At 42.9% G+C, this 18,607-nt stretch carries 15 protein-coding genes and 1 tRNA gene; 8 read left to right on the forward strand and 8 right to left on the reverse strand.

Annotation, left to right across the window (positions count from 1 at the left end; translation table 11 throughout):
• Nucleotides 1-104 precede the first annotated feature (104 nt).
• A complete protein-coding gene (locus ABEB05_RS02915; RefSeq protein WP_265787375.1) occupies nucleotides 105-1,148 on the forward strand; it encodes a hypothetical protein in 1,044 nt (347 codons plus the stop codon).
• Nucleotides 1,149-1,170: 22 nt separating this feature from the next.
• Here the strand turns inward: ABEB05_RS02915 and ABEB05_RS02920 are convergent, their stop codons facing one another.
• Entirely contained in the window at nucleotides 1,171-1,698 is a 528-nt protein-coding gene (locus ABEB05_RS02920; protein WP_265787377.1) for an RNA methyltransferase, read from the reverse strand.
• A 269-nt stretch (nucleotides 1,699-1,967) separates the two neighbouring features.
• On the opposite strand from ABEB05_RS02920, the gene ABEB05_RS02925 reads away from it, so the two are divergent.
• From ABEB05_RS02925 to ABEB05_RS02940, 4 genes are all read left to right on the forward strand, one after another.
• Complete coding sequence (locus tag ABEB05_RS02925) at nucleotides 1,968-4,001, forward strand: methyl-accepting chemotaxis protein (protein ID WP_265787379.1); 2,034 nt, start codon at nucleotides 1,968-1,970, stop codon at nucleotides 3,999-4,001.
• Nucleotides 4,002-4,193: 192 nt separating this feature from the next.
• Nucleotides 4,194-4,520: an energy transducer TonB gene (locus tag ABEB05_RS02930; RefSeq protein WP_265787381.1), complete on the forward strand. Its 327-nt coding sequence runs from the start codon at nucleotides 4,194-4,196 to the stop codon at nucleotides 4,518-4,520.
• Nucleotides 4,521-4,764: 244 nt separating this feature from the next.
• Entirely contained in the window at nucleotides 4,765-5,853 is a 1,089-nt protein-coding gene (locus tag ABEB05_RS02935; RefSeq protein ID WP_265787383.1) for an aldo/keto reductase, read from the forward strand.
• A 287-nt stretch (nucleotides 5,854-6,140) separates the two neighbouring features.
• Complete coding sequence (locus tag ABEB05_RS02940; protein WP_265787385.1) at nucleotides 6,141-8,708, forward strand: DUF5916 domain-containing protein; 2,568 nt, start codon at nucleotides 6,141-6,143, stop codon at nucleotides 8,706-8,708.
• A gap of 141 nt (nucleotides 8,709-8,849) precedes the next feature.
• On the opposite strand, the gene ABEB05_RS02945 is transcribed toward ABEB05_RS02940, so the two are convergent.
• The 3 genes from ABEB05_RS02945 to ABEB05_RS02955 all read right to left on the reverse strand — a co-directional run bounded on the left by ABEB05_RS02945 (nucleotide 8,850) and on the right by ABEB05_RS02955 (nucleotide 11,744).
• Nucleotides 8,850-9,326: an NYN domain-containing protein gene (locus ABEB05_RS02945; RefSeq protein WP_265787387.1), complete on the reverse strand. Its 477-nt coding sequence runs from the start codon at nucleotides 9,324-9,326 to the stop codon at nucleotides 8,850-8,852.
• A gap of 37 nt (nucleotides 9,327-9,363) precedes the next feature.
• Complete coding sequence (locus ABEB05_RS02950; RefSeq protein WP_265787389.1) at nucleotides 9,364-11,502, reverse strand: M3 family metallopeptidase; 2,139 nt, start codon at nucleotides 11,500-11,502, stop codon at nucleotides 9,364-9,366.
• 167 nt (nucleotides 11,503-11,669) lie between these two features.
• Nucleotides 11,670-11,744, reverse strand: a tRNA-Val gene (locus ABEB05_RS02955).
• Between the two features lie 31 nt (nucleotides 11,745-11,775).
• On the opposite strand from ABEB05_RS02955, the gene nusB reads away from it, so the two are divergent.
• The 3 genes from nusB to ychF are packed head-to-tail and all read left to right on the forward strand — an operon-like array spanning nucleotide 11,776 to nucleotide 14,150.
• Nucleotides 11,776-12,339: a transcription antitermination factor NusB gene (gene nusB / locus ABEB05_RS02960; protein WP_265787391.1), complete on the forward strand. Its 564-nt coding sequence runs from the start codon at nucleotides 11,776-11,778 to the stop codon at nucleotides 12,337-12,339.
• Nucleotides 12,340-12,352: 13 nt separating this feature from the next.
• Nucleotides 12,353-13,033 (forward strand): metallophosphoesterase family protein, encoded by a 681-nt coding sequence (locus ABEB05_RS02965; RefSeq protein ID WP_265787393.1) that lies wholly within the window; start codon nucleotides 12,353-12,355, stop codon nucleotides 13,031-13,033.
• Between the two features lie 22 nt (nucleotides 13,034-13,055).
• Nucleotides 13,056-14,150, forward strand: a complete 1,095-nt coding sequence (gene ychF, locus ABEB05_RS02970; protein WP_265787394.1) for a redox-regulated ATPase YchF — start codon at nucleotides 13,056-13,058, stop codon at nucleotides 14,148-14,150.
• A gap of 118 nt (nucleotides 14,151-14,268) precedes the next feature.
• Here the strand turns inward: ychF and ABEB05_RS02975 are convergent, their stop codons facing one another.
• The 4 genes from ABEB05_RS02975 to deoC form a co-directional block, all read right to left on the reverse strand.
• Nucleotides 14,269-14,874, reverse strand: a complete 606-nt coding sequence (locus tag ABEB05_RS02975) for an SPOR domain-containing protein (RefSeq protein WP_265787396.1) — start codon at nucleotides 14,872-14,874, stop codon at nucleotides 14,269-14,271.
• Between the two features lie 4 nt (nucleotides 14,875-14,878).
• Nucleotides 14,879-15,748: an aldehyde dehydrogenase family protein gene (locus tag ABEB05_RS02980; protein WP_265787398.1), complete on the reverse strand. Its 870-nt coding sequence runs from the start codon at nucleotides 15,746-15,748 to the stop codon at nucleotides 14,879-14,881.
• Nucleotides 15,749-15,788: 40 nt separating this feature from the next.
• Nucleotides 15,789-17,312 (reverse strand): aldehyde dehydrogenase family protein, encoded by a 1,524-nt coding sequence (locus tag ABEB05_RS02985; RefSeq protein WP_265787400.1) that lies wholly within the window; start codon nucleotides 17,310-17,312, stop codon nucleotides 15,789-15,791.
• 107 nt (nucleotides 17,313-17,419) lie between these two features.
• Nucleotides 17,420-18,313, reverse strand: coding sequence for a deoxyribose-phosphate aldolase (deoC, locus tag ABEB05_RS02990; protein WP_265787402.1), 894 nt, complete (start codon nucleotides 18,311-18,313; stop codon nucleotides 17,420-17,422).
• Nucleotides 18,314-18,607: the final 294 nt, after the last annotated feature.

The raw sequence follows: 18,607 nt of genomic DNA on the forward strand, positions 1-18,607 counted from the left end.
GGATAGTTTAAAAATATATTTGATCCGATACCGCTTGCGGATTGGTTTGTAAAAGCGGAATAAAAATAGATCAGTACACTTTCATACAAATTAAAATATCATTTATGAAACGCGCGGTATATCTCTGTATCACTGTTTTCCTATTATTGGCTAGTAATGTATATGGACAGCTTTCAGTCGGCGAAAATGGCACTCTTAAAGGTTTAGCATATACCGATTACTATTGGTTTGCACAGAGCCATAATGATAGTTACGAGGGGAAAAATGGATTTTGGTTCCGTAGAATTTACCTGACCTACGAACATGATTTGGGGAATTCATTTTCCAGCAGAGTACGGCTGGAGATGAGTAATCCGGGTGACTTATCGAGTGGAAGTAAAATGAGTACTGTAGTAAAAGATGCCTACCTGAAATGGTCGAATGAACAGCACCAGATACTGGCCGGTATTTCGGGGTCTCCAACTTTTGGACTAACTGAAGATGTTTGGGGATATCGTGCTGTTGAAAAAGCTCCTCAGGATCTGTTCAGTTTTGGAAGCTCCCGTGATTTTGGGATCGCCTTTAAAGGGGCATTGGGCAGTGAGGAAAAATGGAACTACCATTTCTTCCTGGGCAATGGGAATAGTAATGGCACCGAGATGAATAAGGGTAAAAAAATTATGGGCGCCCTGGGTTACTATATCACTGAGAACTGGGTTGTACAGGGATATTTTGACTATAATTCTACCGGTGATGAACCGGGTGCGCGGGACCATTATACCCTGCAGGGCTTTACCGGCTATGAATCTGAGGAACTAAATGTTGGCTTTCTGTATGCCCGTCAGCACCTTGAGGCACTACTAGGAACTGGTCCTACTGAATTGGATCTTGTTTCTGTATTTGCCAATGCAAAGATAAATGATAAGCTTCATGGTTTTATCCGGGCTGATCACCTGCTTGATCCCTATGCCGGGGGACCAACCACCAGTTATCTGCCAATGAGCGACCAGGGGAAGCCGCTTTTTTTAGTAGGAGGGGTGGACATCAGCCTGGCAGAGCAGGTACATTTAATGCCTAATATCGAGTCCGTTCTGTATAGGGTAGATGAGCAGGGAAATAGTCCGGATGCTGATATTGTGCCTCGTTTAACGCTCTTCTATTCTTTTTAAGTGCAACACTGGCTATAACTTTTTACCAATATTTTTGTAAAAAGGCATAGAGGGCTACCCCAACCGTAACCGATACGTTCAGGGAGTGTTTATGGCCATATTGCGGGATTTCCACAAAATCATCTATGTAAGGGAGTAATTCTTCATCGATTCCCGTTACCTCATTTCCAAATACCAGGCAAATTTTCTGTTTCTCAGGCAGGGGATAGTCGGGAAGCAGAATACTTCCTGTCATCTGTTCAAGCGCTATGAGGCAATAATCTTCTTTTTTTAATTCTTTAATCGTTTGGACAGGGTTTTCCGATGATTGCCACTCGATATGCTTTTCGGCCCCTATAGCTGTTTTACTGATTTCAGGACGCGGTGGAGTAGGAGTATATCCTGAGAGCAATAATTGGTGAATACCAAAAGCATCAGCACTTCGAAAGGCCGCACCCACATTATGCATGCTGCGGACATTATGGAGCAGTATTTTTACATCACCCAGCTTACCCGGTGTTGTACGCTCCAGATTTTGGTGTAGAATTTCTTTTGTGCTCAGTTTTTCCATCTTTATTGCAAGTTTAGCATAGTTTTTAAAATAAGAAGGCAAAAGATATAAACTCCTCGCAGATAATAATAATGAACACCTGTACGGACGGTTATTATGATTGAGGCTGGTGCAAAAGTAAGCTTTTAAATTATTTCTTAAGAAATTCTTAATACCTCCGATAACACTGCTAGAGATGAGTAGAAGTAATAACAATTCGGGGTCTCTGCAGTATTCTTTATCCCTACACCTAGATTCAAGATACCATCAGAAATTAAAATGTCTCTTATATGAGCTTTATTAAAAATCTTTTCGATAAATTTTTATCAACCACCGGTGATGCTAACAAAACGATCGGTAAACGTATTATGTATATCGTTGTTGGTGGTTCAGCAATTACCCTGATTGTTGGCCTTGCGGCTATTGTTTCTCTTTATACGATTAACAACTATTCCGATCAGCTTGTTGATGTAAATATCTCTGAATGGGATGTGGCAAATGCTATAGAAAAGAATATGTGGGAGGCTGGCTACAATCTTTCTATGTACAGCAGAACTCATGAAGAGGAATTGTATGATAAGGCGATCAGTCGTTTACAGCAGGTAAAAACAGAAATCGATAGTGGCAAGACTCTGGCCGAAACCTATGATCTCCAGGAATTTAAAGCAGAACTCAATAATATTGAACAGGCTCACGTCAATTATAAAGAAGCAGTAGATCTTTTTCACCAGGCAATACAGGATTTAATCCAATATAGAAGGAATACGGGGGAGGCATCCGGAGAGTTTGTAAGCAGCATGGACGAATTTGTGGCCATTGGAACCTCAAAAATTAAAACGCTTAATAATGCCCAGGAGATACAGCAAGTTCAGGAAGGGATCGCCAAAGCCGATGAGATTACTAAAAAATTCTTAAACAATACCAGTTCATTATGGCAGTCAGAAGCTTTAAATAATACTGATCAGCTGGCAAGTCTGGAGTCTGATTTTGATAATCTCCGCTCAGAACTGGGTAATTTATATGAAGGGGTGTCAGATCCTGAAGGAGATATGCTGCTGAGTATTGCCCTTGCTGTGCTTAATGACAATGTTGAGGCCATTAAAGCGATGATTACGGCCCGGAATACGGTGGATAAGCAGGAGCAGATCCGGGTAGAAGCCTATAACCAGATCATTAATAATGCCTCCACATTAGCCGATCATTCCAAAACGTGGGCCGATGAACAGGGAGAGCTGATGAGTTCTACTGTAACGAGTTATGTCTCATTTCTGGGTATTGGGGTTCTTTTGGCTTTAGCCGGGACAATCGTATTCGGACTATTCATGCGAATGTCTATAAATAATGTTTTGAATGATATTATTGAACGTCTTTCTGCAGGGGCTCAACAGGTAAACGAATCCGCGATACAGATGAGCGGTACGAGTCAGGAATTAGCTGAAAGCTCAAACCAACAGGCAGCCGGACTCCAGCAAACTACAGCTTCTCTTGAAGAGATTTCAGCTCAATCAAAACAAACGGCTGAAAACGCCAAGCAAGCTGAAGTTGCAATGAAAGAGGCGAAACCGAGGGTAGAGGATGGAGTAGAAGCAATGGAGCGAATGAATGAGGCTATGGAGGAGATCCACGAATCTTCATTAGAAACGTCAAAGATTATTAAAACCATTGATGATATCGCGTTCCAAACCAATTTATTAGCACTCAACGCGGCAGTAGAGGCCGCACGGGCTGGTGAGGCAGGTAAAGGATTTGCGGTGGTTGCAGAAGAGGTGAGAAGCTTGGCGCAACGAAGTGCTGAAGCTGCTAAAAATACTTCTGAACTAATTGAGAGTTCCCAGGAGAGCTCGGAAAGAGGAGCAAAAGTCGCTGATGAAGTTTCAGAAAACCTTCAGCAAATTGAGGAAAGTGTCAGCGATGTAAATACGTTGGTTGTTGAAATATCAGCGGCATCATCCGAGCAGCGTAAGGGTATTGAGGAGATGAATTCAGTGATGCACGATCTGGATAAAAATGTGCAGAATAATGCTTCCAACTCTGAGGAATCTGCAAGTTCAGCGGAGCAATTGTCATCCCAGGCTAAAGAATTAACGAAAATTGTAGAATCCCTTGAATCGCTGGTGGGGAAAAGAAATGCGACCGATGATATGGAAAATGAAGAGGATGATTTCGAAGAGTACAATGGAGAATTATCCTCAAACGGACATAAGGATAATAGGATATCCGAGTCAAGTAATTATTACGACAAAAATTATTCTACCAAAGAGGATAATGGTAAGAATGGAAATGTCCTTTTTGAAGAGGATCAGGAAGCTTTCAATAGTTTTTAGTGTGTGTGCAACAACCAAATTTCATCTATTTATATAATATCTATCATTAAAACATTAAACCAGTCCCTTTTAATTACAACCGCCTAAATAAATATCATGCAGATTTCAATCAAATATATCATTCTTTCGTCAAGTTTTTCAATGGGTTTATTCGCATGCCTCCTTTTTACTTTTGTATTTAGTCGGCCTGCGATGAGTCAGAGTGCCTCGGGTGAAATACATACCGTGGTTGATGTAATGCCAGAAATAGAGGGAGGATTATCAGCCCTTTATAAAAAAATAAAATATCCCCAGAAAGCTATAAGTGAAGGCATATCGGGCAGAGTTTATCTGCAACTTATAGTGGATGAAAACGGGAATGCCCAAAATCCTGAAGTGTTAAGAGACATCGGCGGAGGTTGTGGCGAGGCTGCAGTAGAAGCAATTAAAAAGGTTAAATTTACTCCGGGTAAACAGGGTGGAAAGGCTGTAAAAGTTAAATATTCCCTGCCGGTTACCTTTAGAATTGAAGAGTCCTAAACGGAACGTTTCGTAACTCAGACTCACGTGTATGAGTTATGAATAAATATGCCATATCCCCATTTGTTTTTGAGAAGTCCTGTATTTATTTAATACAGGACTTTTTTATTTTTGTTATTAATTTTCATATACGGTTATTTATCTAATTATCAGTTTAATAATAAACCAGAAAAGGAACGGGGAAACTGATTTTTTGTTCTTTTATCATACGGTAAAGACTTAATTAAATAGTGGAGGCTTAATAGTGAAATATAGAAAATTGGGGAACAGCGGACTCATTGTAAGTGAAGTTGGGCTTGGTACCATGCAATTTGGAGAAGATATGCAGATGGGTGGACTTGGTCAGGAAGAGACAAATGAAATGGTAAAGTTTGCTCTTGATCATGGTATTAACTACATCGATACGGCAGATGTTTACAGTCTGGGTGAAAGTGAAAAGTTGCTGGGTAACGCTTTAGAAGGCATCCGGGATGAAATTGTTCTGTCGACTAAATTTCGCCTGCCAATGGATGAGAACATAAACCATAGCGGGGCCACACGCGTAAATATTATGCGTGAGGTTGAGGCAAGTCTGCGACGTTTAAAGACCGACTACATTGATCTCTACCAAGTACATAGCTGGGATCCTTATACTCCGCTGGAAGAAACCTTGCGGGCTCTTGATGACTTAGTCCGGCAAGGCAAAGTGCGGTACATTGGACTCAGTAACTATATGGCCTGGCAGGCAGCTACTGCTTTAGGATTGCAAGAACGACAGGGCTTGGAAAAATATATAACTGCGCAGATGTATTATAGCTTGGTTGGCCGGGATCTGGAGCATAATTTTATGTCGTTTGCGGATTATCATGATATGGGTATTATTGTGTGGAGTCCGCTGGCCGGTGGTTTTCTTTCAGGAAAATACGATCGTAACAATCCACCTCCCGAAAATTCGCGATTTGCTGAAGCAGGCCAATTCGTTCCTTTTGATATTGATAAGGGTTTTGAGATCGTTGATGCCTTGCATAAAGTGGGCAAACGCCACGGGGTAAGTCCAGCCCGGGTAGCCATTGCCTGGACGCTCTCCAGAGATAATATCAGCAGCGTATTAATCGCTGCCCGCAAGCATAAACATCTGGAAGATAATATTAAGGCGGTGGATCTCGAACTCTCAGAAGAAGATTTAGAACTGCTTGATGAGGTTTCCGATCCGGGCGTTCCTTATCCCCGCTGGATGGTACTGCAACAGGCAATGGCAGAAGATCCCAGGGCCCGGACGCTTGAGCCGGAAAAATTCGAAGACGGTGGTCCTTGGGAGGATCTGCGTTTTAAAAAGATGCCGCTCGAAGAATAACCAATAATTTATTATAAGACAGGATCAACGGAATAACTGTCGTTAGATAATAGAACGTCCATTAGTAAAATAATTTACCTATTTTATTTATGACGTTGATCCTGCTTAACATGTTATTTAAACACTTTAAGTCTTTTTGAATAACGTATCAATTTCCTTCAGTTTTGCTTTATACATTAAGTTAATTTTATCAAAGGGTTCATCTAACTAAATTAGAAGCATACTAAACTTTGACACCTCTATTGGAAGAGTTCCATTTATTTTTTCGATTAAAAAATCAATACAGCATGCATTCTGATAGTTTTGAACAGGAAATTGTACCATTTATAGTCAATAGGTTATGCGTCTGTGTGGTGATATTATTTCTTATGCCCACCGGCCTTCTGTTTGCCCAAAATTCGCTCCCCTCGGTTTCAGCATATCAGGTAGAATCCTCTATTTCCGTTGATGGGAGACTTGATGAAGTGGTCTGGCAACAGGCCGAAGCCGTATCGGGATTCCGGCAATTTGAACCCAGGGAAGGGGACAACGCCTCCCAATCTACAGAGGTACGTGTTCTTTATGGTAATGGTAGTATTTATATAGGAGCTATATTATATGACGATGAGCCTCAAAAAATTGAACAAACATTAGGCCGGCGTGATGAATACAACAGAGCAGATTGGTTCTTGGTATCCATTGATTCCTATTTTGATCGAAGAACAGCCTATAGCTTCGGGGTCAATGCTGCAGGGGTACAGTTCGATGCATTTCGTACCGGAGGGGGTGGAGGCCCAACACCGGGCATGGATACTTCCTGGGATGCTGTCTGGTACTCCAGTGCAAATGTAACTGATCAAGGATGGATAGTTGAGATGGAAATCCCTTACAGCATGTTACGCTTCTCAGAGGAAGAGCTTCAAACGTGGGGAATTCATTTTTCCCGCCGCATTCCTCGCCAGGGAGAAGAGTCAGAATGGCCCCTAATTCCACGAACTGAACGGGAAAATCTGGTAGCCCGTTTTGGTCGTTTGACAGAAATTAGAAACATAAAGCCCAGGCCCAATATACAGGTTACTCCCTATTCACTTGGACGACTCAATACTTACGAAAGTGAGACTAATCCGGGGGAACTGGCCACCCAATCTAGCATGGATGTTGGCGGCGACATTAAAATTGGGTTAGGTCCAAATATTACCATGGATGCAACTGTTAATCCGGACTTTGGACAAGTAGAATCTGACCCCGCAGTTCTAAACCTGACAGCCTTTGAAACCTTCTATGATGAACGTCGTCCGTTCTTTTTGGAAGGGGCTAGTATCTACGAGTTTTCGGTAGGACCGGGTGAGCTGCTTTACACAAGAAGAATCGGGGCTAGTGATCCCATTATTGGAGCTACGAAGATTTCTGGACGGACTGCAAAAGGCCTCTCTTTTGGTGTTTTAGGAGCTACTACCGGAGATGATTTTTCTCCAACCCGTAATTCCGGAGTGGCTCGTATGAGTCAGCAACTGGGAGATTTTTCCAGTGCAGGAGGGATGCTTACCGTTTTTGACGGGCCAAATAAACAGGATGAGGGGCGGATACAGTCCCTGTCGGGTGGAGCTGATTGGGATCTTCGAATGCTTGATAACCGATATGGCATTGAAGGGTTTACAGCATTTACTCACCGTAACTGGACGACAGAAAACCGGGATGCCCAGACCGGTTTTGCAGGCAAGATGTGGATGAGAAAGCGGCAGGGAGTAATTAATGGCTTTGCAGGAGTTGATGTATTCAGCGACCAATTTAATCCCAATGAGTTGGGTCAACTTCGCGAAAATAATTTCATTGCCACTCTGAGTGAAATTGAATATCAAATTAATGGAGGTCAGCCATTTGGATCTTTTCAACGTGCAAATGTAAATGTGTTTGGGCTTCAACAATTTTCTTATCAGGAGAAATTAGATCTTGGCTTAAACTTGGATATAGAATCTCAATGGATATTGGAAAGCTTTCAGCAATTTGAAGTAGGTACATCATTTGAGAATATTTTCGGCGGCTACGATCTCTATGAGACAAGAGGTCTTGGTCCCTGGGCTCGTCCCTCGAGTATTGAATTCGTATCAGAACTTGAGACGGATGACCGGCGGAACTGGGAAGTAGAACCGGAAGTAGCCTATACCATAACAAGTGACGGTGGCCGAGGCTATAGCATGGGTTTGCGTGCCGACTGGGATGCCGGAAGCCGGTTATCTTTATCCGGAAACCTGGAAGGGGAATGGGAAAACAATGTTACGGCTTGGGTATCGAACGAATCTTTTAGAAGCGTAGACGGGGGATGGCAAATCGGACAAGAATCAGCATCCCCCGATCAGCTGGATAATGATGACTATGTCAATTTTAATGACGAAGGAATGCTTAACAACATTTTATCTGATGTAGAGCCTTACGATACAGGTCAATATTATGTTCCTGTCTTTGGAGGCCGGGATACGCGCTCTCTCGATTTTACATTGCGAGGCACCGTAACCTTCACACCGGATCTTTCATTACAACTCTATAGTCAGCTGTTCCTGGCGCGCGGACATTTTGAAAAGTTCCGAATCCTGCAAAACCCGGATCAGCTAGCCGGGTTTGATCCGTATCCCAAAAGGAACGATTTTACATTAAACAGTTTACAGTCAAATGTGGTGCTGCGATGGGAATATCGTCCGGGATCCACCCTCTTTTTAGTCTGGACACAAGGAAGAAGTCAACGAAACCAGCAAAACCCACTGGCTCCCCAAACACCTTCACCCTACAATAGGTCGATAGGAGATCGCATAGGTGATACTTTTGATATATTCCCTCAGAATGTGTTTCTGGCTAAAATAAAATATACCTTCTTGTATTAAGGCACTCTCAGCATCTAGCCAAATCCTCCGCTTGGCATTAACAAGCGGGGGGAAGGTACAATATCCTTGTCCAATTCAGAGTATTCATTCTGAGAAATATGTAGAAGCTGATGATATTCCCCGCAGACCTAACCAGAGTCTTTATTTTAGTAATAGGTCCTTTTTAATGGGAATAAATTTGCTTGCCGCATTAATGAGCGAGGCTGCCGTAAGCTGCTCTACTCCATATACCTCCATCGTTACGTCATAATCTTCTTTTACTTTATCCGCGAGCAGGGCAAAGTCGCCGTCTCCAGAGGCCAGTACGATAATATCTGCTTTTTGGGCCCACTCCATGACATCAATGGTAATTCCCACATCCCAGTCTCCTTTTGCTGAGCCGTCACTTCGCTGTATGAAAGGCTTCAGTTTTACTTCGAAACCGATCCCACGGAGGATGTTCTGGAACTGCTTTTGCTTCTCGTCATCCCGGTGGATGGCATAGGCATAAGCCTTCAACACTTCCCGGTTCGAGGTAGCCCGATCCCAGAAAGTATTGTAATCAAAATTACAGCTAAAGGCTTCCCGATTGGTGTAATAGATATTCTGTACATCCACAAACAGGGCTACTTTTTTCATATGGGTCTTTGAGTTCTTGGGAAATAGGCAGAACAGCTTACCGGTCCGTGTTGAGCCCCCTTCTTTCCAGGAGATGCTTCACATCCGGTTCCTGGCCGCGATATTCTTGATAGAGCTCCATTGCTTCCTGGCTGCCACCCTGTGATAGAATATACTGTCGAAAACGATCGCCGTTTTCTCTTTCAAGTCCACCTTCTTCCTGCATATATGCAAAAGCATCGGCAGCAAGGACCTCACTCCAAATATAGGCGTAGTAGTTGGCCGCATAACCTCCCGAAAAGATATGTGCGAAGTAGGGCGACTTGTACCGTGGAGGTACTGCTTCCATATCCAGATTATATTTGGCAAGAGCTTTATTTTCAAATGCCTGCATATCTTCAGGAATATCTTCCGTACCCAGCAGATGCCACTCCATATCCAGCATGGTAGCTGCCAGGTATTCCTGGGTATCAAAACCCTGGTTGAAGTCGCGTGCGGCAATAACCTTGTCAAGGAGATCCTGCGGGATCTGTTCTCCGGTTTCGTAATGAACAGCGTAATTTTCCAGTACTTCGGGCTGGATGGCCCAGTCCTCTTCAAAAGTAGAAGGAAACTCCACGAAATCACGAGGAACCGATGTACCAGACTGAGAGGGATATTTTACATCCGAAAAGAGTCCGTGTACTGCGTGTCCCATTTCATGGAACATAGTAGTTACATTGTCAAAACTGATGAGGGCAGGTTCGCCTTCGGCCGGCTTTGGAATATTCATTACATTCACGATGACTGGCTTCTTATCGAGCAGATGCGACTGTGACACAAAGGAATTCATCCAAGCTCCACCACGCTTAGAATCGCGCTCAAAGTAATCGGCGTAAAAAAGTCCGATCTGTGAATCATCTTCATTATAGACGTTAAATACACGAACATCGGGATGGTAGACGGGAAGATCATGGCGTTCTTCAAAACTAATCCCAAAGAGCTTATTCATCGTATAGAATACTCCATCTTTTAACACACGGTCTAACTCAAAATAAGGACGAACCTCCGATTGATCGATATTATATTCGGCCTGGCGGACCTTCTCAGCGTAGTAGTTCCAGTCCCACGGCTTCACTTCTTCCTCAATACCTTCCTTCCTCATCATCTCTTCGATAGCTTCTGCTTCCTGTTCGGTATTATTAATAACCGGTGGAACCAGGTCGGTGAGCATGTCAAGCGCAGCCTCAGGTGTCTTTGCGGTCTGAGGCTCTAATTTATATGCGGCATGGTTTTCATAGCCCAGCAATTCGGCTCTTTCTGCACGTAATTCGGCCAGATCCAGGATAATCGGGCGGTTATCAATACCGCCATTTTCACCGATACCGCGGTAGGCAGAAGCCTCCCAGATTCGCTGTCTCAATTCCCGGTCATTTAATTCCTTTAGAATGGGCACCCGGGTGGTATTGGTAATGGTAAGCAGATACTGATTGTCGTGACCGCGTTCGGCGGCGGCTTCTTTAGCAGCAGCAATACGGTCTTCACTGAGTCCGTCTAGTTTTTTTCTATCATCTACCACTACGGCTCGCTCCTTGGTTAATTCAAGCAAATTCTCTTGAAACTCCGTAGTCAGCGTAGAGATTCGTTCATTGATTTCACGCATGCGCTGCTTTTCATCTTCGGTTAGTTGAGCACCGGCACGTACAAAATCGCGATGTGTGTCTTCCAGTAGTTTCAGTGAGGATTCATCCAGATCGAGTTCATCACGCCCTTCATAGAGGGTTTTTATCCGTTCATAAAGCTTGGCATTCAGCAGTATATCATCGGAATGGGCTGACAGCTTGGGCGCCATTTCCTTTTGAATCTCCTGTATTTTGTCATTCGTATGGGCTGAGGTCAGGTTGTAAAACACCGATTGTGTGCGACGCAAAAGCGCCCCGCTTTTCTCCATGGCCACAATTGTGTTTTCAAAAGTGGGAGATTCGGGATTAGAAGCGATGGCCTCTATCTCTTTGATTTCTTCCTCCATGCCTGCTTCAAATGCAGGACGAAAATGTTCAACATTAATTGCATCGAAATCAGGTGCTTCAAAGGGGAGTGAACTCGGGGAAAACAGGGGATTATCGGTCATTTTTCTTGATTGACTATCGGTTTTGCTACAGGCCGATAACAATAGACTACCTGCCAGCAGTATGATAAAAAGTGATGGAATTCTCATAATTTTGTGGGTTAAGATAAATAGGGATCCATACTAAATCAGGATCATGACAAAATTACATATAGTTTTATAAGTATTGGTAAGGTAAACACTTGAGAATAAGTTTGTGCCAATGTTTCTACTATAAATTATAAAACCCTGCAAGCCAATGGCTTGCAGGGTCTAAGTGGGTGCTACTGGATTCGAACCAGTGACCTCTACCGTGTCGGGGTAGCGCTCTAAACCAGCTGAGCTAAGCACCCCAATGTAACTGGAGCGCTAATATAGTCATCTTTGGGGCTAGTTAGCAAGAATAAATATTTCATTCATTTAGCTTTCAGCTGTAGAGTAGGTTTTGTATTTTTAAGCTTCCTGAAATTTTCGCCAATATATAGTATGTCTCAACGAAGAAAAGCAAGAAAAGCAGTTTTGCAAGCACTCTATGCCAATGCAATTAGTAAAGGCAAGTGGACTCATATTACAAATTCAGTGCTTAAACCCAGGCTCAAGGATGATAAAGAAAATTTTAAATTTGCAGAGCGCCTGTTTTTAAAAGCAGTTAATAATAGTGAAACGGTTGATGAGATTATTCAAAATCATATTAATAACTGGAAAATAGAGCGTTTGAACACTATCGACCGTCTTATTCTCGAGATGGCTATTACAGAATTTCTTTTCTTTGAGGAAATCCCTCCAAAGGTAACAATTAATGAGGCGATTGAGATCGCCAAAAAGTTTTCAACGAAACAATCTGGGAATTTTGTAAATGGTATTCTGGATTCCGCCCTTGAACAGCTCCAAAAAGACGGTAGAATTAATAAAAAGGGCAGGGGCCTCATTGAAACCTCTTTAAATTAGAATAAACCCTAGTGTGAAAAAAAAGAAGTATATTGCTATTGGAGATGTACATGGTTGCGCAGAATCACTTAAGGCTTTAATAGAAAAGTTGGATGATTTTGGTAACCGTTCTTTTGTGTTTTTGGGAGACTATATAGATCGGGGGCCAAGCTCACGCGAAGTCGTTGACTATCTGCTTGATTTTAAGGAAGAGGCAGATTGTATCTTTTTGAGAGGTAATCATGAGCAGATGATGCTCGATGCCATTGATGAGGGGGATACGAGTTTATGGATTATGAATGGAGGAAGAGAAACTATTGATTCGTATGAACGAGATGGAAAGCGCTTTAAGCTTTCAAAGGCCCATCGAAAGTTTTATGAGCAGACAAAATTTTATTACGAGACGGACGATTACTTCTTTGTGCATGCAGGGCTTTCGCCCGACAAAACTATTGCAGAATCCCTCAATGACGAGCAAGAAATCGATAAATTCTTGTGGGAGCGTTCTCATCTCAATTCCATGGATAAGCCTTGGGAAAAGACCGTGATCTTTGGTCATACTCCCCGACCCGAACCCGTACAGGATTCCAAAATGATTGGTATAGACACCGGTTGTGTGTACCAACGCGTTGGATATGGCAAGCTGACCGCAGTAAAACTGCCGGAAAAGGAATTTATTCAGCAGGAATGTATAGATGAAAAGTACTTAAACTAATTTTCATAACTAATTTATTTACATGAGCTTACGATGTGGAATTGTAGGACTACCTAATGTGGGTAAGTCCACACTTTTTAATGCCCTTAGCGATGCGGGAGCTGACGCCGCTAATTTTCCTTTTTGTACTATTGACCCAAATATTGGAGTTGTTCCCGTACCGGATAAACGATTGGATAACCTTTATGAGATTGTCGGATCAGAGGAAAAGATCCCGACCAGTGTTGAATTCGTAGATATCGCTGGATTGGTAAAAGGGGCCTCTGAAGGAAAGGGGAAGGGCAATGCTTTTCTTTCTCATATCCGGGAAGTGGATTTGATTGTTCATGTTGTCCGCTGTTTTGATGATGAAAATGTGATTCACGTGGAAGGCGATGTCAATCCGACGCGTGATGTGCATATCATTGAAGATGAACTTATATTGAAAGACCTCGAATCCGTTGAGAAACGCCTCGAGAGTCTAAAACGGGATGCAAAAAGCGGCGAGAAAGAAGATCTGAAGCGCATGGAAGTAGTGCAACGCCTAAAGGAACATCTCGAAAATGGAAATGCAGCACGGACCTTTGATGCCAAAGAAGAGGAGCAGCAAGCCTACAGGGAGCTTTTTTTGTTATCCGATAAACCGGTTTTATATGCCTGTAACGTATCAGAAGACGACTTGGATAGCGGAAATCAATGGGTTGATGAGGTCCAGGAAATCGCTGATCGCTTTAATGACGAGGTGGTTACTTTTTGTGCTAAAATTGAAGAAGAAATTGCTGAACTTGATGAAGATGAAAAACAGGCCTTTCTTGAAGAACTAGGAGTGGAAAGCGGGGGACTTGAGCGGCTGATTCGTGCTGCTTATAAAGAATTGGGACTTATTACCTACTTTACCACTGGGCCTAAAGAAACTCGTGCCTGGACTGTCAGAAAAGGGGCAAAAGCTCCGGAAGCTGCAGGAGTGATCCATAGCGACTTCGAGCGAGGATTTATTCGTGCTGAAACAGTCAGTTACAAAAAATATAAGGAACTGGGTTCTGAAAAGGCCGTCAAAAATGCCGGTGAGATGCGTCAGGAAGGCAAGGATTATGTGGTACAGGATGGGGATGTAATGCTCTTCCGTTTTAATGTATAAATATAAATATTTTCATTGTATACGTTTTATCCAGGGGAAGGCTTGTCTGGGGAACTCCTGTTTTTAATAGTAGCTATGGCCTATGGTTATTACTTTGGACAACCGGGATGGTATTTTTTTAATTTAGTTGGTAATCATTAATACTGGTCTCTGACGAATCTTCTGCCGCAAAGCTGACGCTATCCGCCGGAACATTAGCGGGGTCAATACGATCGGGAACCATCCAGGCTTCAGGATATCCTTTTTTTACCAACCGGGTAAACCCTATTGCTTTGGAGCGGCTTTGAAAGTCCCCCACATGTACCCTGTAATAGGGCTGCTTGAAAAAGACGTAGGTCGGAGCCTGGTATTGCGGAACTTCTTCCTGCACCCAATCCTCAAATTCGGTCGCAACGGAATCTGCTGTTTCTACATTTCGGGTAGAAATGAGCTGAACACGAAATCCTTGATAGGGATTACTTATTGCTGAATCCTCTGGATTTTGAGTAAAGATCGGAGGAATTTCCAGTTCTTCATTGGTTTCATTGATGTCAGCAAGGGAACTCCTGTGTTGGGTTAACAATCGCTCCAACGCTTCCATATCCTCTTCAGTAGAAACTTCCTCATCTTCTAAATCAGGTCCGCCGGAATCATTCCCGGACGGTCGCATGGTAGAACAGGAAGTTAGAAGGACCATAAAAGCAATTGCAATGGTTAAGTATAAGTAGCCTGAAAAAGTTTTCATATGATCAGTATCCTACCGGATGCCAGGTTGTTTTGGTTTCTTGGAATTCAGTGATAAAATAGGGGGATTGTGTTTCTTTATCCTGCCAGTTTTCAACGGGTTTTCTTACAATATGTTTTAAATTTAAAGCCCCGTTCTCGTCAATTTGTTTCCGCTGATCCTGATCAATATCAGGATCGGTATAAAAGAAAGCATTAACATCCATATGGGTCGTCATATGTTCAAGTAATTCTTCCCGGAAACCTGTTAAAATATTCACAACACCACCGGGTACATCTGAAGAGTTTAATACTTCAGCAAAGCTTACAGCACAGAGTGGATATTGTTCTGAAGCTAAAACTACACAGGTATTTCCACCTACAATTACAGGAGTAATCACAGAAATTAGTCCCAGTAGTGGTTGTTCTTCTGGTGCCCAGACATTAACCACACCGGTAGGCTCGGGCATTGAAAAGTTAAAGTGTGAACTGGCGACAGGATTTATAGTTCCGAATACCTGCTGATATTTATCTGCCCAGCCGGCGTAATAAATTAGCCGGTCAATAGAGTCATTAACTTCGGCCTTTGCGCCCTTGCTTTTATAGCCGATGGTTTCCAATTCCTCAATAAATTGAGCCTTACGTGTTTCGAGCATTTCTGCAATACGGTAGAGAATTTGTCCGCGGTTATAAGCGGTTCGGTTGCTCCAGCCTTCTACGGTCGATCGAGCGGCTACAACAGCATCGCGAACATCTTTACGCGAGCACTGGCAGGCATTGGCCAGAATATTGCCATTGCCGTCATAGACTTTATAGTAGCGCCCCGACTCGGTACGGGGAAAATTACCGCCTATGTAGGTTTTATATGTTTTCAATACTTCAATTCTATTTGACATAATACGACTTATTTAATCTGGACTTTGGCAACCAATACCATCAGTTTTCTAGTTTTACATATGGGTACAATCCTTGCAGGCCACCTTCACGACCTTTGCCGCTTTCTTTATAACCACCGAAAGGTGAAGTCGGATCAAAATGATTATAGGTATTCGCCCAAACCACACCATTGCGAATCTTACTTCCCACTTTAAAAATTTTGGAACCTTTATCAGTCCATACTCCACCAGCTAATCCATAGGCAGTATTATTCGCTTTTTCAATACCTTCCTCAGCTGTTCTAAATGTTTGGATAGTTAATACGGGACCGAATATTTCTTCACGAACTATTCGGCTCGATTGACTCACATTTGTAAAGAGGGTAGGGCGACAAAAATATCCCTGTTCCGGAAGCGTACAAGAACTCTGATACATCTCGGCCCCTTCATTTACTCCCAGTTCAAGGTATTCATTAATTTTGTTGTACTGCTGCTCGGAGTTAATAGCCCCGATATCTGTATTTTTGTCCAATGGATCCCCTACAATCAGTGTTTCCATTCGGTCACGAAGCTTTTGGATAATCCGGTCAGCGATTCCTTCCTGAACCAGCAACCGCGAACCTGCGCAACAAACATGTCCCTGGTTGAAGAAGATAGCGTTGATGATTCCCTCCACGGCTTGGTCGACAGGGGCATCTTCAAAAATGATATTAGGACCTTTGCCACCCAGTTCCAGCGTATATTTTTTATCAGTGCCGGCCAATGATTTCATAATAATTTTTCCAACTTCCGTTGATCCGGTAAAGGCAATTTTATCAACATCCTCATGGTTCACTATCAACGAGCCGGTTTGTCCGGTACCGGTAACGATATTGACAACGCCTTCCGGAAGTCCGGCATCCCGGCAAAGTTCAGCAAATTTCAATGCGGTCAGGGAGGTGGTTTCAGCGGGTTTTAGTACTACGGTGTTACCTGTGGCAAGGGCGGGAGCCACCTTCCAGGCCAGCATCAGCAAGGGAAAGTTCCAGGGAATAATTTGTCCAGCTACTCCCAGAGAATGTGCTTTTTTCCCGGGAAAAGCGTAGTCAAGTTTGTCGGCCCATCCGGCATAGTAGAAGAAATGAGCTGCTGCCAGGGGGATGTCCACGTCCCGGGATTCACGAATCGGCTTGCCGCCGTCCAATGATTCAATGATAGCAAATTCACGGGCACGTTCCTGAATCAACCGGGCCAGGCGAAAAACGTATTTTCCTCTTTCAGAGGCGTCAATCTTGGACCAAATTTTGGTATAGGCCTTGCGGGCAGATTTAACAGCCTTATCTACATCCTGCTGGGTCCCTTCCGCTATAGAGGAGAGTTCTTCTTCTGTAGCAGGGTTAATGGAAGGCAAGTACCGCCCCTTCACTGGCTCCTGGAAAGTACCATCGATAAAATGTCCGTATTGGTCATCTATTTTAGCATGATCAGTACTTTGGGGAGCATCATCGTAGGTCCAGACATCTTTGAAATTTAGCTTCGATGTTGGAGAACTCGGCTTAAACGTCTCCTCCTCAACCTGTTCAGCAGTTTCTTGTTCTTCAGCCATTTCTAAAAAGGGTTATTGAAAGTTGACTATAAAACTATTTTTGATTGTTAACTAAGTGTGTCTGGCATCATTAATTTATTTTTTATTGAGTTAACCAGATGCAAAAGTTAATCATTTGAAAAGTAAAGTTCGCTTTGGTAAACGCCGGTACTCTGTTTAACAATCTGCAGTAACAGATCATTTGCCAGCGAGCTGGCTCCAAACCGAAAATATTCGGGAGTCAGCCAGTCAGCTCCCAGCGTTTCCTTAACCAATACCAGGTATTGAAGTGCCTGCTTGGCTTTGCGGATTCCTCCCGCTGGTTTCATTCCCACCATTCGATCAGTTTCGTAGTAGTAATCCCGTATCGCCTCCAGCATAACCAGTGTAACTGGTTGCGTTGCTGCCGGTTGGACTTTTCCGGTAGATGTTTTAATAAAATCTGCCCCGGCCTCCATGGCAAGGTCACTTGCCTTGCGTATATTTTCAAACGTTTGGAGCTCTCCTGTTTCCAATATCACTTTCAAGTGAGCTTCTCCGGCAGCTTCTTTTACGGCCGCAATTTCTTCAAATACATAATCATAATTACCTCTCAGGAATTCACCCCGCGAAATAACCATGTCCACTTCATCGGCACCGTTTTCCACAACCTGACGGGTTTCCTCAATTTTTGCTTCAAAAGTAGCCATTCCGCTGGGGAAGGCTGTAGCAACACTGGCAACATTTATGTCGGTTCCGCGCAGAGCTTTATAGGCGGTCTTAACCATACTTGGATAAACGCAAACGGCTGCAACGGTGGGCAGGTCAGGCATTTCGGCATGGGGCTCTTTTGCTTTTTGACAAAGTTGAATGACCTTGCCCGGTGTATCCATCCCTTCCAGAGTGGTTAAGTCAACCATGCTTAAAGCCATCTTGAGCGCCTGTACCTTTGATTCTTTTTTTATGCTTCTGCTGTTCAGGCGGCTCACGCGTTCTTTTACCCCCACTTCGTCAATGGGTACAGTCTGATTAAAATCCTGCATTTATTATTCAAGTTATTTTAAGAATAAAACATCATAGCCGATAAATAAATCAATACAGTGAAGGTAACAATTAGTTTTAAATGTCCCCAAGTATAATGTCTGCTTTAAGTTACTATTAAGTACTATTGCCTAAAGGTATTTTAATTTTTTTATACCCTTATTTTATATTAATTTTTAAAAGATTAATATTTTCTAACATTTTTATTCGGCTAAAAAGGGATCAAATTATTACTTAGGGTATAAAAGGCATATAGTTAGAAGGCTCAGTTAAAAAAGGTATAACTAATTACAGGT

The sequence above is a fragment of the Fodinibius salicampi genome, from assembly GCF_039545095.1.
Classification (GTDB): Bacteria; Bacteroidota; Rhodothermia; order Balneolales; family Balneolaceae; genus Fodinibius; species Fodinibius salicampi.